The sequence below is a fragment of the Streptomyces sp. NPDC048270 genome (assembly GCF_040652335.1).
Taxonomy (GTDB): domain Bacteria; phylum Actinomycetota; class Actinomycetes; order Streptomycetales; family Streptomycetaceae; genus Streptomyces.
In genome coordinates this window covers 65,876-80,399 of record NZ_JBEZLV010000029.1, presented here as the reverse complement: position 1 = coordinate 80,399, position 14,524 = coordinate 65,876, and the positions used below count along the sequence as shown (strand labels likewise).

Genomic DNA, 14,524 nt, shown 5'->3' with positions numbered 1-14,524 from the left:
GCCGCCGGGACCGTGCACCGCACGGCGGAGCACGGTCCCGGCGGCCGTCCCCTGACGAACCCTCTTCCGAAAGAGCGACCCCTGTGGCCTCCTCGACGACCTCCGAAGCCGCCAAGCGGGCGAAACTGCCCTCACTGACCGGCCTGCGGTTCTTCGCCGCCCTCCTCGTCTTCTTCTTCCACTCCTCCCTGACGGACTCCCCGATACCGCCGAACGCCCCCATCAACCCCTTCGCCGACGCCTCGATCGCCGACGGCTACGCGACGGCCTTCGGCAAGGCCGGCTACCTCGGGGTCTCGTTCTTCTTCGTGCTGTCCGGCTTCGTGCTGGCCTGGGCCTCGCGGCCCGGGGAGCGCGTCACGGCCTTCCTCCGCCGCCGACTGCTGAAGATCTTCCCCAACCACGTCGTCGTCTTCGCCGCCGCGATGATCCTGTTCGCCGGAGCGGCGGTCACCAGCGTGGCCGACTGGCTGCCGAACCTGCTGCTGATCCACACCTGGTTCCCGCAGGCGAGCGTCAACCTGAGCGTGAACCCGCCGAGCTGGTCCCTCGGCAGCGAGCTGCTCTTCTACGTGCTCTTCCCGCTGCTGATCGTCCCGATCCGCAAGATCAAGGGCGCCGCCCTGTGGGTGTGGAGCGGCCTGATGGTCGTCGGTATGGTCGCCGTCCAGCTGGTCTCGACCTACGTCGTCCCCGACACCCCGAAGTCGGCCATCACCCCGGTCTCCGACCTGCAGTTCTGGTTCGGCTACCTGCTTCCGCTGGGCCGCGTCTTCGAGTTCGCCCTCGGCATCCTGCTCGCCCGCGTCGTCCTGGCCGGCCTCTGGCCGCGGCGCGTCGGCTTCGGCGCCGCCCTGGCCCTGACCGTGCTCGGCTACGCCGCCGCGCTCGTCGCCCCGTTCCAGTACGGCTTCGTCGTCGCGACGATCGTCCCCGTCGCCGCGCTCATCGGCGCCACCGCCAACGCCGACGTACAGGGCCGCGCCACCTTCCTGCGCAGCCGGCCCATGGTCTGGCTCGGCGAGGTGTCCTTCGGGTTCTACCTCGTCCAGGGCGTCACGATCTTCTACCTGCGCTCGCTGCTGGGCGAGCAGACCTACGGCGTCCCCGCCTCCCTGCTGGTGATCGCCGGGTTCTTCCTCGCCTCGCTGCTGGGCGGCTGGCTCCTCTTCCGCTTCGTGGAGATGCCGATGATGCGCCGCTTCGGCCGCAGCAGGCCCCGTACCCGGCAGGTCACCGAGGTGGTCTCCGAGCCCTACGAGAACCCGGCCCCGGTCCCCGTCACGGCCGGCGGCCGGACCGGCTGACCCCGGGTCCCGCCCTACCGCTCAGCGCCCCCGCCCGCGTCCGCATCCGCCGACGCGGGCTCCGCGCTGCCCGGCCCGGCACTGCCGCAGCCCGCGGTGAGGCTCGACAGCATGCGCAGCGCCGCGTCCGAGGGCGAGGACTCGGGGGCGCTGTAGAGCAGCATCCGGTGGTTGGTGCCGTCGGTGAGGTGCAGGTTCTCGAAGTCGAGGGTCAGCGGGCCCACGACCGGGTGGTGCAGCGTCTTCGTACCGACGGTGCAGTCCCGCACCGGGTGCTTGGACCACAGCGTCGCGAAGTCGGGGCTCTGCAGCATCAGGGACCCGATGAGCTCGGCCAGCGCCCGGTCCTCGGGGTTGCGGCCGGCGACCAGGCGCAGCGCCGCCAGGGCGACGCGGGCCTCGCTCTTCCAGTCCGTGTACAGCTCCCGGGTGTGCGGGTCGAGGAACAGCATCCGCGTGAGGTTGGGGCGTACGGCCGGGTCGTCGGGGCTCGCCGCGTCGAGGTGTCCGGCGAGGAGGGCATGGCCGAGCGGGTTCCAGGCGAGCACGTTGTTGCGGCCGTCCAGCACGACGGCGGGGACCTGCGGCATGGCGGCGAGCAGCCGGCGCGTGGTGGCCCGGGCGTACTCGGGCCGGGGCGACGCCGACCGCTTGGCGCGCGGGGGCCGGGCGAGGTTGAGCAGATGGGCGTGCTCGTCCGGGGTCAGCCGCAGGGCGCGGGCCAGGGCGTCGAGGACGCTGTCCGAGGCGTTCGTGCTCTGCCCCTGCTCCAGGTGCGTGTAGTACGTGATGCTCACCCCGGCCAGCAGGGCGAGCTCCTCGCGCCGCAGTCCGGGCACGCGCCGGCGGGTGCCGTGCGAGGGCAGTCCGACGTCCTCGGGCTGGAGCTGGGCCCGGCGGGTACGGAGGAATTCGCCCAGGGCGGTGGGTGTGTCCATGCCTTCCAGTGTGCCGGGGGAGGGCGCCGGACGCTGCCCGTGAAGGTGGCCCTGGGAGTGCTAGCTTGCCCGGCGCCAGCACAACCAGGGGGCTGGGTAACCCCTTCCGACCGGTCCAGAGTCGATCCCGCAACACCTTGTTGCGGTGATCGGGAGGAAGTGTCGCGATGTCGGTTGTCGAGGGTGCGCGTGCCGATGCGGGTACGGGGGTGGGGGAGGGGCCCGTCCGTCTGGACGGGCGTCTGAAGCTGGTGCTTGTGGTGCTGCTGGTGGCGCAGTTCATGCTGGCGGTTGATTTCTCGATTCTGAACGTGGCGTTGCCGGTGATCGGTGACGGGCTTGGTTTCTCGTTGTCGAATCTGCAGTGGATCGCGACGTCGTTCGCGTTGTGCGCGGCGGGTTTCACGTTGTTGTTCGGTCGGGTGGCGGATCTGTTCGGTCGGCGTCGGCTGTTCCTGGTGGGTCTGGCGGTGCTGGGCTTGTCCTCGCTGGTGGGTGGGCTGGCGACGAGTCCTGAGATGCTGATCGTGGCGCGGGTGTTCCAGGGTTTGGCGACGGCTGCGGTGACGCCGGCGGGCCTGTCGCTGCTGACCACCTCGTTCCCCGAGGGCCCGCTGCGTCAGAAGGCGCTGGGTCTCAACGGGGCGCTGATGTCTGCCGGCTTCACGACCGGGGCGATCTTGGGTGGTGTTCTGACGGATCTGCTGTCGTGGCGGTGGGCGTTCTTCATCAACGTCCCGGTCGCTCTCGCGGTTCTGGTCATCGCGCCGGCGGTCATCAAGGAGTCGCGTCCGTCGGTGCGTCCGAAGCTGGATCTGCCGGGTGCGACCGCGGTGACGCTGGGTCTGCTGGCGTTGATTTACGGGTTGACGCAGGCGGGTGAGCACGGTTGGGGTTCGGGTTCGGCGCTGGGCTGGCTGGCGGCTGGTGTGATGCTGCTGGTGGTGTTCTATGCGATCGAGGCGAGGACGGCCGCGCCGCTGGTGCCGGTGAGCGTGTTGAAGAAGAAGACGGTGGCGTGGGGGAACGTGGCGGGTGTGATCGCGTTCTTGACGGAGACCAGTCTGGTGTTCCTGATGACGCTCTACCTCCAGGAGGTTTTGGACTTCTCGCCGTTGGCGGCGGGTCTGTCGTTCGGTGTGCTGGGTGTCGGGACGGTGATCGGTGGTTCGATCGCGCCGCGGGTGATCGGTGCGACTTCGACGCGGTCGACGTTGGTCCTGGGTGGTGTGCTGCAGGCGGTGGCGACGTTGAGTCTGATCGCTTTGGGTGAGACCTCGTCGAGCATGTGGCTGCTGCTGGTCGCGACGTTCGCCGGTGGTGTGGGCAACATGTTGGTGATCGTCGGGTTCATGGTGACGGCGACGACGGGTCTGCCGGATCACGAGCAGGGTATGGCGACGGGTCTGGCGACGATGACGCAGCAGATCGGTATCACGATGGGTACGCCGATCATGTCGGCGATCGTCGCGGCGAACGCGGACATCCATGCGGGGATCACGACCGCGGTCATCGTCAACACCGCGATCGTGGTGGTCGGAACCCTCACCACCGCCCTCTTCCTCCGTGTCAGGCAGCAGCCCGGCAACTAAGGCAACTCCGCCTTGTGACAGCACTGCCGTGGCGGCGAACGTTGCCCCAGGCACGGACGGAAGGAACCCCGATGGCAACATCCACCCACTCGGCCGCCGGAACGAACCGTGCCGCGGTCCGCTGGGAGCAGGTCCGCATCCCGTCCCCGTCCGGACCGGTCCCCGCCAGGGTGTACCGGCCCGGGACGGCGGCACCGCACGGCTGGCTGGTGTGGGCCCACGGCGGCAGCTGGCGCGCCGGATCCGCCCAGGACTGGCACGGCGCCACCGCCGAACTCGCCCGGTTCTCCGGCTTCGGCGTCGTGAGCGTCGACTACCGGCTGGCCCCCGAAGCCCGCCACCCGGCCATGGTCGAGGACGTCCTGTCCGCCCTGGACTGGGCCCGGGAGCGGGCCGGCGGCACCGTCCCCGTCGCCGCCGGCGGGGACAGCGCGGGAGCCACCCTGGCCGCCTGCGCCGCACTCGCCAGCCGCGACCGCGGCCTGCCCCTGGCGGCCCAGGTGCTCGCGTACCCGCCGCTGGACCCCGGCTGCACCGCGCCCTCGTACCACCGCTTCCCCGACATGTTCCCCACCGCGTCCTACCTGATCTCGGCCTGGCGGGACTACCAGGCCCCCGACCGGCCCCGCGCGGCCGACGGCACCCGCCTCTACAGCACCCCCTTCGAGGCGGCCGACCTGCGCGGACTCGCCCCGGCCGTACTCGCCACCGGTGACCTCGATCCCGTCGGCGACGACGTCCACCGGTACGCACGCCTGCTGCGCGCGGCCGGGGTGGAGGTCGCCCTGCGCGAGTTCCGCCAGACCGGCCACGGGGCCTTCCTGCAACCCGACCGGGGCCCGGCCGGGCCCGGCCCGCACAGCGCCGTGACCCTGCGCGGCTGGCTGGGACTGGCCCTGCACCTGCTCACCACCGAACGCCCAGACGAACCCACGGAGTCGGCATGACCACCCACGTCCACCCCACGTCCCAGGTCCCCCACCTCGACGCCCTGCTGCGGCACTTCGCCGACCTGCGCGACGGCGTCCACGGCGACGCCGTCACCCGCCCCGGCAAGGAGGAGCACTTCCGTACCGCCGCGCGCCTCCTGGACCCGTACGCCCGCCAGGCCCTGGGCGAACTGAACGACGAACTCCTGCTCGGGCAGGGCGTGGTGGACGCCACCGGTGTCGAGCGCGCCGAGGACGGGAGCCTCTTCCACGCCTGGACCCTGTGGTGGGACGAGCAGTCGTCCGCCGACATCCCGCCGGTCACGCTGTACGCGCACTACGGCGCCTCCTTCCACCACCCGCACATGCGCGGGGCGACCGTCTCCGAGTGGCCGCTGAACGTCTTCGACGACGCCCAGGCCGCCGCCGAGCTGCCCACGCTGCGCGCCATCGCCGCCGCCGACCTGCACAACCTGGTCTTCGAACGGGACTTCAGGATCGTTCCCGCGACCATGGCCGGCGCCTCCGGCATCCCGGCCCACCAGCACTGAAAGGCACCGCACCATGACCAACCCCCGACTGTCCGTACTGGACCAGACCCCGGTCGGCGAGGACCACACGCCCGACCAGGCGGTGCGCGCCTCCGTGGACCTCGCCCGCGCCGCGGAAGACCTCGGATACACCCGCTACTGGGTCGCCGAACACCACGGCTCCCCGGGCTTCGGGGGCAGTGCGCCCGAGATCCTCGCGGGGGCCGTGCTCGCCGGCACCTCGCGGATGCGGGTCGGTACGGGCGGCGTGCTGCTGCCCCGCTACCACCCGGCGAAGGTCGCCGAGGTCTTCGGCGTCCTGGCCTCCCTCCACCCGGGCCGGGTCGACCTCGGGATCGGCCGGGCCGGCGGCCCCGCGCACGACTTCCCGCAGCGGCTGGCGGACCTGCGCGCGCTCCTGGCCGAGGGCGGTGTCGTCCCGCACGCGCCGGTCCCGCCGCAGATGTGGCTGCTGGGCGCGGGACGCGAGTCGGCCCGCCTGGCCGGACGCCTGGGCACCGAGTTCGCGTTCGGGCACTTCTTCTCCCCGGCCGGCGGCCCGGCGGCGTTCGAGGAGTACCGCGCCGCGTTCACGGCCGCCACCGGCCACCGTGCGGGCGGGGCCCTCGCGGTCCGCGTGGTGACCGCGGACAGCGCCGGCCGCGCCGAGGAGCTGGCCCAGAGCCTGCTGCTGTGGCGGGCCCGCAAGGATCTCGGCCACGACCGGCCGCTGCCCTCGTACGAGACCACCCGCCGCCACCGCTGGACGGGCGCGGAGCTGGAGCGGGCCAAGGTGCACCGCACGGCCCTGGTCTCCGGGGCGCCCGAGCAGGTGCACGCCGCGCTGACGGCCCTGGCCTCGGCACACGGGGTGGACGAGCTGATCATCAACACCCTGACACCCGATCCGGCCGACCGGCAGCGCTCGTACGAACTGCTGGCCGAGGCGTTCGACCTCCCCCGCTTGATGGGCCAAACGGGGGACGGGTTAGCATATGAGCGCCGCCTAGCTCGAAAGATAAACCTGTGACTGTCAATGACGACTCGTTCACCAACTGGAAGAACCGCGAGGAGATCGCGGAGTCGATGATCCCGATCATCGGGAAGCTGCACCGGGAGCGCGACGTCACCGTCCTGCTCCACAGCCGCTCCTTGGTGAACAAATCGGTGGTGAGCATCCTCAAGACGCACCGCTTCGCCCGGCAGATCGCCGGCGAGGAGCTGTCCGTCACCGAGACGATGCCGTTCCTCCAGGCCCTCGCAGCCCTCGACCTCGGTCCCTCGCAGATCGACCTCGGCATGCTGGCCGCGACGTACAAGACGGACGACCGCGGACTGTCGGTCGCCGAATTCACCGCCGACGCGGTCGTCGGAGCCACGGGTGCGAACAAGATCGAGCGCGGCGAGGGCCGGGACGTGGTCCTCTACGGCTTCGGCCGCATCGGCCGCCTCGTCGCCCGCCTGCTGATCGAGAAGGCCGGCTCCGGCAACGGCCTGCGGCTGCGCGCCATCGTCGTCCGCCAGGGCGGCGACCAGGACATCGTGAAGCGCGCCTCGCTGCTGCGCCGCGACTCCATCCACGGCCAGTTCCAGGGCACGATCACCGTGGACGAGGCGAACAGCACGATCATCGCCAACGGCAACGAGATCCGGGTGATCTACGCCAACGACCCGTCCGAGGTCGACTACACGGCGTACGGCATCCAGGACGCCATCCTCATCGACAACACGGGCAAGTGGCGCGACCGCGAGGGCCTCTCCAAGCACCTGCGCCCCGGCATCGACAAGGTCGTCCTGACCGCCCCGGGCAAGGGCGACGTCCCGAACATCGTGCACGGCGTCAACCACGACACGATCAAGCCGGACGAGCAGATCCTGTCCTGCGCCTCCTGCACCACGAACGCGATCGTCCCGCCGCTGAAGGCCATGGACGACGAGTACGGCGTGCTGCGCGGCCACGTGGAGACCGTCCACTCGTTCACGAACGACCAGAACCTGCTGGACAACTACCACAAGGCCGACCGCCGCGGCCGTTCCGCGCCGCTCAACATGGTCATCACCGAGACCGGCGCCGCCTCCGCCGTCGCCAAGGCGCTGCCGGACCTCAAGGCGCCGATCACCGGCAGCTCGATCCGCGTGCCCGTCCCGGACGTCTCGATCGCCATCCTGAGCCTGCGCCTGGGCCGCGAGACCACCCGCGAGGAGGTCCTCGACTACCTCCGCGACGTCTCGCTGCACTCGCCGCTCAAGCGGCAGATCGACTTCACCACCGCGCCCGACGCCGTCTCCATGGACTTCGTCGGCTCGCGGCACGCCTCGATCGTCGACGCCGGCGCCACCAAGGTCGACGGCGACAACGCCATCCTCTACCTCTGGTACGACAACGAGTTCGGCTACTCCTGCCAGGTCATCCGCGTCGTCCAGCACGTCTCCGGGGTGGAGTACCCGACCTTCCCGGTCCCGGCGGCCTGACCTCCGCTGCCGCGCCCACACGGCACAGACCACCGCACCCCGCCCCGGACATCCGGGGCGGGGTGCGGCGGTCTGTGCGGAGCGGCCGGCGCCGCCCGCCGCTCCCGCTACCTCGGGTCGCGGCCGAACAGGGACGTCGACCAGAGGTAGCCGAGCAGGGCCAGCCCCAGGCACCAGGCCACGGCCAGCCACCCGTTGTGGCCGATCTCGGTGCCGAGGAGGAGCCCGCGCAGGGTCTCGATGGCCGGGGTGAACGGCTGGTACTCGGCGATCGGCTGGAACCAGCCCGGCATCGCCTCGACCGGCACGAAGGCGCTGGAGATGAGCGGCAGGACCATCAGCGGCATGGCGTTGTTGCTGGCCGCCTCGGCGTTCGGGCTGGACAGGCCCATGCCGACGGCGATCCAGGTGAGGGCCAGGGACACGAGCGCCAGCAGCCCCACCGCCAGGAGCCACTCCACGGCGGTGGCGTCCACGGACCGGAACCCGATGGCCACCGCGACGGCGCCGACCAGGAGCACGCTCATCACGCACTGCAGCACGCTGCCGACGACGTGTCCGATGAGCACGGACCCGCGGTGGATCGCCATCGTGCGGAACCGGGCGATGATGCCCTCGGTCATGTCGTTGGACACGGACACCGCGCTGCCGATCGTGGTGCCGCCGATGGTCAGCATCAGGATGCCGGGGACGAGGTAGGCGATGTACTCGGACCGGTCCGCCCCGCCGTCCCCGATGCCGGCGCTCATCACGCCGCCGAACACGTAGACGAAGAGCAGCAGCAGCATGACCGGCGTGAGCAGCAGGTTCAGGGTCAGGGACGGATAGCGCCGGGCGTGCAGCAGGTTCCGCCGCAGCATCGTGGACGAGTCGCGCACGGCGAGGGAGAGGGAGCTCATCGGGCATCTTCCTTGGGCTGGTCGGACCGGAGCGCCGCCGCGGAGCCGGTCAGGGCGAAGAACACGTCGTCGAGGTCGGGCGTGTGCACCGTCAGTTCGTCCGCCTCGATGCCGGCCGCATCCAGCCGGTCCAGGACGGAGCGCAGCTCGCGCTGGCTGCCGTCGCTGGGGATCTGCAGCGCCAGTGCCTCGTCGTCCCGGGTGGCGCCGCCCAGCGCGGCCGCGGCGGAGCGGTACGCGGACGGGTCGGCGAAGCGCAGCCGCACGTGTCCGCCGGGGACGAGCCGCTTCAGCTCCTCGGCGGTGCCCTCCGCCGCGATCCTGCCGTCGTTCAGCACCGCGATCCGGTCGGCCAGCTGGTCGGCCTCCTCCAGGTACTGCGTGGTGAGGAAGACGGTGACGCCGCCCGTGACGAGCTCGCGGATGATCTGCCACATGTTGTGGCGGCTGCGCGGGTCGAGGCCGGTGGTCGGCTCGTCGAGGAAGATGATCCGCGGGTTCCCGACGAGGGTCATGGCGATGTCGAGGCGACGCTTCATGCCGCCGGAGTAGCTCTGGGCGGGCTTCTTCGCGGCGTCGACGAGGTCGAAGCGCTCCAGCAGTTCGGCGGCGACCCGCCGCCCCTCGCGCCTGGGCAGGTGGTGCAGGTCCGCCATGAGGAGCATGTTCTCCTCGCCGGTGATCAGCCCGTCGACGGCGGAGAACTGCCCGGTGACGCCGATCGCGGCACGCACCCCGTCCGGTGACGTGGCGAGGTCGTGGCCCGCGACCTGGGCCTGCCCGCCGTCGGCGGAGATCAGCGTGGACAGGATCTTGACGGCGGTGGTCTTGCCGGCGCCGTTCGGCCCGAGCAGCGCGAACACGGACCCGGCCGGGATGTGCAGGTCGATGCCGTCGAGGACGGTCTTGTCGCCGTACGCCTTGCGCAGACCGACGGCGGACACGGCGGCCGGCGACGGGTGACCGTCACCGCGCCTTGAGGTGGGCATGACAGGAGAAGGCATGGAGCCCTCCGTTCGAAGGCAGGAGTGGTGGGGGAGAGGGACGGGCCGGCTGGTGCTTACCGGGGTCAGGGCTTGGCGCGGCGGACGTCGATGTTGCCGTGCCGGGTGCGGGCGTGGATCTTGACGGTGTCCTCGGTCTGCTCCGGGCTCTCGGAGGCGGTGAGCGTGTTGCGCACCTGTCCGGAGGTCGAGCTGACGTCGAGCCAGGCGGCCGTGCCCTCGCGGACGCCGACGTCGATGGCGCCGTAGCTGGTCTCCAGCCGGACGGTGCCGCGGGCCACTTCCCCCACGCGCAGCGTGCCGTGGGCCGTGGTGGCGGTGACCGAGTCCTCGGCGCGCCGGATCTGGATGTCGCCATTGGCGTTGCGCACCCGCAGTTCGCCGGTCGCGGCGCCGATGGTCGTGGTGCCGTGCGAGTTCTTGAGCACGGCGGCTCCGTCGACGAGGCCGACGCTCAGGCTGCCGGTACTGGTGGTGATCTCGGCCCCGCCCTCGACCCGGTCCACGGTGATCGAGCCGTGCGAGGCGATCAGGTCCAGCGGGCCGGTCGTGTCGAAGCGGACATCGCCGGAGGAGGTCTTGACGCGAACCTCGCCGAGCCGGCCCTCGCCGAGCACCTGGGCCCATGCGCCGGTCATGTCGACGCGCGACCCCGTGGGCAGCTCGACGGTCACGTCGACGGTGCCGGTGCGGCCGACGAGGTAGCGGGTCTTGGGCGTCCTGACGTTCAGTACGCCGCCCGCGTAGGTGATCTCGGTCTGGTCGGCCGCTCGTACGTCCAGGTCCTTCTTCGGGTCGCGGGGGCGCACCTCGACGACGGTGTCGAGGCGGTCGCCGGCGCTGAACTGGATGGAACCGGCCTCCACGTGCGCGGTGACCGAGATCGGTTCGGGAGTGTCGAAAGAAGGCATGGCTGTCCCGTCCTCTTGGCTCTTCTGGGCGTCCCCGCTGGTGGGACGTGGTGGGGGTGGCGTGGTGACGTCGTGCGGTGGTGACGTGGCGCGGTGGTGACGTGGCGCGGGCGGGGAGCGCGGCTAGCGCACCCAGCCCGTGAAGCTCTGTCCGATCCGGGTCTTCTCCGCCGTTCGCGGCCGGGTGCCGCCCTCGACCGCGGCCGACACGGCCCGCACCAGCCACGCGTTGACCGACAGGCCCTCGCGGCCCGCGGCCTCCTCGGCGCGCGCCTTGAGGTGGGCCGGCAGGCGCAGGTTGACGCGGGCGGTGCCGCCCTCGTCGCCGTCGGCGGGGGCCTGGGCGGCCGCGAGCGGTTCGACGGGCGAGGCGGGCTCCGCGGGGGCGGCGCCGGTCGGCGGCAGCGTCACCACGAAGTCCGGGTCGAGCCCTCGCAGCCGTACGTCGACCGAGCCGGGGGCGAGTTCGCGGGTGATCTCGTCCATCGCGGCGGAGAGCACGCCCAGCATGGTGAGCCGGGTCGCCGACTCCAGGGGGGCGGTGAGCCGCTCGGCCAGCTCGCGGGCTTCGTCGCCGCCGGCTTCAGCGGCCACCGCGAGTTCGCGGCGGAGGGTGTCGATATACGGCGTGAGGTCCATGACGTCATCATGGCACCACAATGGCGCCATGTGCAAGCCTCCGGGGAGATGTGTCTGGGGTGGGGTTCTTCGAAACCGCTCTGACCTGCGTAAATGTGATGGCGTTCATCTGGCGAAGCGTGGCGCCATGGGTGGCCCCGAGCCTCGCGGAGCCAAAAATGGCACTGCTTGGCACCGGATGGCGCCAAACAGTGCCACTCCATGGCGGGCCGCGTCAGAAGTCGAGCACCACCCAGGCGGGGTCGTGGTCCGAGCCGTCGCCGGCGTGCCGGGTGCGGCGGTCGATGTGGGAGCTCTTGTGCCGCGAGCTGAGGCTGCGGCTGAGCCAGATCTGATCGAAGAGCTCGTACTGCGCGTCCTTGCCCGACTCCTTGAACCGGTGCGTCCAGGATCCCGACGCGGGCGGCGGCGGCACGTCGGCCTTGGGCGGCCGGGTCTCCACGGGGTGCGCGAGGGCCTCCTCGAGCGCGAGCTGCGCGGTCGGCGCGGCCAGCGCGGCCAGCGTGGGCGCCTCCGGCACGTCGTTCATGTCGCCCAGCAGGACGAACCGCCCGTCAGGGCGCGTGCGGGCCGCCAGGATCCGGGCGATGGCTTCCGCCTGCAGGGTCCGGAGGTGGTCGTTGTGCCGCTTGCCCTCCACCGGGTCCACCGTGTGCTCGACGAACTGGCTCTTGAGGTGGTTGTCGAAGACCGTCAGCAGATGCCGGTCCGGGTCCCGCGGGTCCAGGATCTCGACCTCCAGCAGGTCCCGGCTGAACAACCGCTCGCCGGGCAGTTCGGGATGGGGCGCGTGCTGCCAGGAGGTGACCGCGCCCATGGGGAACTTCGAGAGCACGGCGAGGTCGATCAGCCGCGGATCGTTGCCTTCGATCAGCGACAGGAAGGGGTAGAGCCCGTCGAGGCGCCGGGCGACGAAGAAGCGCAGCGTGTCGATGTCCTCGACCTCCTGAACGGCCAGCACGTCCAGGTCCATCGCGATGATCCGCCGGGCGAGCAGCTCCTGCTCCTCCGGGCTGATGCCCTTGACGAGCCTGCCCTTGTACCGGCGGATGCGGAACTGCTTGGGGTCTTTGAACTCGTAACTGGAGGTCAGCTGCCCGTCGTCCCCCGTCGGCAGGACCTCCTCGATCTCGGCTCTGAAGTTGAACCGCGAAAACAGGTTGTTGAGGTTGAACGTTCCCACTGTGACGTCCATGACGGTGCCCTCTCCCAGGGTGCGTCCGAGCGCGACCGACCCGAGCAGGCGCCTTCCACGGTACGTCGCCGCGCCCGGGGCGGCTCGTCGGGAGCTGGCCGGATGCCGCCGTCGGCATGGACCTGCTGGGGCAAAATACGTGACATCAGCGGTGATCACGGGCGGGGTGGAGTGGTCGGTGGCGTCTTTGTCGATACGGCGATTACGGGCACTGCGCAGGACGACCGGGGTCGGGTCGGGGCTGCAGCGCGCCCAGTCCTTCATGATCCTGACCACCCTGCTCTACCGCACCAGCCATCTGACGGTCGGCGTCCTCGCGGTGGCCCAGCGCCGGCAGGACCTCCCCCTGCAGTACGCCGGGATCGCCGCCGCCCTCGGACTCAGCGCGCTGAGCTACGGCGCGGCCCTGCGGCGCGGCTGGTTCGACCGGCGGCACGTCTGGGCGGACGTGCTGGTCACCGGGGGCGCACTGCCGCTCCTCCTCTGTACGTGGGGCGGGGTGGGCGAACCAGCCCTGCTCGGCTGGGCGATGCTGCTGGGCGGGTCCTCGAGCGCCGCCGCGGCCATCGCCCTCGAACGGTCCCACGTCCTCGCGGCGGTCGCGCTCCTCCTGGTGACCCACCTCATCGGCTACCAGCTGGTCGGCGCGAGCCCCGCGGTCATCGGCGGCCACGTCAACTCGCTGCTGTCATCGGCCGTGATGGCCTGGGTCATGTGGTGGTACCTGCGCCGCCAGGGACGCCTCCTCGACGACGCCAACGCCCGTGCGCTGGCCGCCGAGGCGCACAAGGCGCGCTACGCCGAACGCCTGGAGCACCACCGTGCACTGCACGACACCGTGCTGGCCACCCTCACCACCCTCGCCGCCGGCGGGATCGACGCCAACGCGCCCCTGGTGCGCGAGCGTTGCGCCCGCGAGGCCGCATACCTGCGCCGGCTGATCCAGCAGACCGCCGACGAGGTCCACCACCGGGAGATCGGCGAGGCCCTGGAGGAGGCGGTGGGCTCCGTTGAGAGCCTGCAACTCCGGGTCACCGCCCAGTACCACGACCTCCCGCAGGTCCCGCCCGAGGTCGCCGCCGCCTTCGCCGACGCCGCCCGCGAGGCCCTGAACAACGTACGGCGGCACGCGGGCACCGGCCACGCCTACCTCACCGCGACCGGGGACCGCGACGGCCGCGGCGGAGCCGTCGTCACCGTGGTCGACCGGGGCCCGGGCTTCGACCCCGAGCGGTACGCGCCCGGCCTCGGGCTGCGCGGATCGGTCCGCGAGCGGATGGCCGAGGTGGGGGGCCTGGCAACCGTGGACACCGCCCCCGGCGAGGGGGTACGGGTGGAGCTGAGATGGCCCCGGTGACCACGGTCGCGGTGGTCGACGACGACCGGATGCTCCTCGACGGCATGCGGGCCTGGCTGGGAGCGGTCCCCGAACTGCGGCTGGTGGCGACCGCGGCCACCGTGGGGGAGCTGCTCGGCACACCGGCCGCGGCGCAACTCCCCCAGCCGCCCGCTCCGTCGGGGTACGTCCCGCCCGATGTCGTCCTGCTGGACCTCGTGCTGCGGGACGGCTCCGCCCCCGCCGAGAACATCCGCCGCCTGCTGCGCACCGGCAGCCGGGTCCTGATGATCAGCACCGTCCCGGACCGCTCCCGGATCATCGAGGCGCTGCGGGCCGGCGCCGACGGCTACCTGACCAAGGACAACGACCTGCCGACGCTGGTCGCCGCGATCCAGGACGTCGCGGCGGGCCGCGGCGCCCACTCCGCGGAACTCGCCTTCGCCTGCGCCCACGACACCGCTCCCGACCGGCCCCGGCTCTCCCCCCGCGAGCGGCAGGTCCTGCTCGACTACGCGTCGGGGATGACCCTCAAGTCCGCGGCGCGGCGGGCGGGCATCACCGTCCACACGGCCAAGGACTACCTGGACCGGGTCAAGGCCAAGTACCGGCAGGCGGGCCGCCCCGCCTACACCAAGCTCGACCTGGCCCGGCGGGTGCGCGAGGACAGCCTCGACGGGGGCTGACCCGCCCGGCGCAAGCCCCCCAAACGGACGGCTACAGGCGGCGGTCCCCGCTTTGTATCGTCGGCCCCGGCGACGACCTCGCCGCC

The 14,524-nt window shown here is 71.6% G+C and carries 14 protein-coding genes; 8 read left to right on the top strand and 6 right to left on the bottom strand.

Features of this window, described 5'->3' with window-relative positions; translation table 11 throughout:
* Window positions 1–83: 83 nt before the first annotated feature.
* A complete protein-coding gene (locus AB0D66_RS24295; protein ID WP_362307201.1) occupies window positions 84–1,307 on the top strand; it encodes an acyltransferase in 1,224 nt (407 codons plus the stop codon).
* Window positions 1,308–1,321: 14 nt separating this feature from the next.
* On the opposite strand, the gene AB0D66_RS24290 is transcribed toward AB0D66_RS24295, so the two are convergent.
* Entirely contained in the window at window positions 1,322–2,245 is a 924-nt protein-coding gene (locus tag AB0D66_RS24290) for a helix-turn-helix transcriptional regulator (protein ID WP_362307198.1), read from the bottom strand.
* A 167-nt stretch (window positions 2,246–2,412) separates the two neighbouring features.
* Here AB0D66_RS24290 and AB0D66_RS24285 point away from each other — a divergent pair, with 167 nt between their 5' ends.
* From AB0D66_RS24285 to AB0D66_RS24265, 5 genes are all read left to right on the top strand, one after another.
* Window positions 2,413–3,837 carry an MFS transporter gene (locus tag AB0D66_RS24285; RefSeq protein ID WP_362307195.1) on the top strand — a complete coding sequence of 475 codons (1,425 nt, stop codon included), beginning with the start codon at window positions 2,413–2,415 and terminating at the stop codon, window positions 3,835–3,837.
* Between the two features lie 71 nt (window positions 3,838–3,908).
* Entirely contained in the window at window positions 3,909–4,784 is an 876-nt protein-coding gene (locus AB0D66_RS24280) for an alpha/beta hydrolase (RefSeq protein ID WP_362307192.1), read from the top strand.
* Complete coding sequence (locus tag AB0D66_RS24275) at window positions 4,781–5,317, top strand: hypothetical protein (RefSeq protein ID WP_362307189.1); 537 nt, start codon at window positions 4,781–4,783, stop codon at window positions 5,315–5,317. The genes AB0D66_RS24280 and AB0D66_RS24275 overlap by 4 nt, the downstream gene beginning before the upstream one ends.
* Window positions 5,318–5,330: 13 nt before the next feature.
* The gene (locus tag AB0D66_RS24270) at window positions 5,331–6,326 is read left to right on the top strand and encodes an LLM class flavin-dependent oxidoreductase (protein ID WP_362307186.1); all 996 of its coding nucleotides are present in this window, start codon (window positions 5,331–5,333) and stop codon (window positions 6,324–6,326) included.
* Window positions 6,323–7,768, top strand: a complete 1,446-nt coding sequence (locus tag AB0D66_RS24265) for a glyceraldehyde-3-phosphate dehydrogenase (RefSeq protein WP_362307183.1) — start codon at window positions 6,323–6,325, stop codon at window positions 7,766–7,768. The genes AB0D66_RS24270 and AB0D66_RS24265 overlap by 4 nt, the downstream gene beginning before the upstream one ends.
* 107 nt (window positions 7,769–7,875) lie before the next feature.
* On the opposite strand, the gene AB0D66_RS24260 is transcribed toward AB0D66_RS24265, so the two are convergent.
* The 5 genes from AB0D66_RS24260 to AB0D66_RS24240 form a co-directional block, all read right to left on the bottom strand.
* The gene (locus AB0D66_RS24260) at window positions 7,876–8,667 is read right to left on the bottom strand and encodes an ABC transporter permease (protein WP_362307180.1); all 792 of its coding nucleotides are present in this window, start codon (window positions 8,665–8,667) and stop codon (window positions 7,876–7,878) included.
* Complete coding sequence (locus tag AB0D66_RS24255; protein WP_362307177.1) at window positions 8,664–9,656, bottom strand: ATP-binding cassette domain-containing protein; 993 nt, start codon at window positions 9,654–9,656, stop codon at window positions 8,664–8,666. The genes AB0D66_RS24260 and AB0D66_RS24255 overlap by 4 nt, the downstream gene beginning before the upstream one ends.
* 80 nt (window positions 9,657–9,736) lie before the next feature.
* The gene (locus AB0D66_RS24250) at window positions 9,737–10,582 is read right to left on the bottom strand and encodes a DUF4097 family beta strand repeat-containing protein (protein WP_362307174.1); all 846 of its coding nucleotides are present in this window, start codon (window positions 10,580–10,582) and stop codon (window positions 9,737–9,739) included.
* Window positions 10,583–10,705: 123 nt separating this feature from the next.
* Window positions 10,706–11,221 carry a hypothetical protein gene (locus AB0D66_RS24245; RefSeq protein ID WP_362307171.1) on the bottom strand — a complete coding sequence of 172 codons (516 nt, stop codon included), beginning with the start codon at window positions 11,219–11,221 and terminating at the stop codon, window positions 10,706–10,708.
* Window positions 11,222–11,435: 214 nt separating this feature from the next.
* On the bottom strand, window positions 11,436–12,416 hold the full coding sequence (locus tag AB0D66_RS24240; RefSeq protein WP_362307168.1) for an endonuclease/exonuclease/phosphatase family protein: 981 nt from the start codon (window positions 12,414–12,416) through the stop codon (window positions 11,436–11,438).
* 262 nt (window positions 12,417–12,678) lie between these two features.
* On the opposite strand from AB0D66_RS24240, the gene AB0D66_RS24235 reads away from it, so the two are divergent.
* Window positions 12,679–13,773 (top strand): ATP-binding protein, encoded by a 1,095-nt coding sequence (locus AB0D66_RS24235; RefSeq protein WP_362307165.1) that lies wholly within the window; start codon window positions 12,679–12,681, stop codon window positions 13,771–13,773.
* Complete coding sequence (locus AB0D66_RS24230; RefSeq protein ID WP_362307162.1) at window positions 13,761–14,438, top strand: response regulator transcription factor; 678 nt, start codon at window positions 13,761–13,763, stop codon at window positions 14,436–14,438. Before AB0D66_RS24235 ends, AB0D66_RS24230 begins: the two co-directional genes overlap by 13 nt.
* Window positions 14,439–14,524 lie beyond the last annotated feature (86 nt).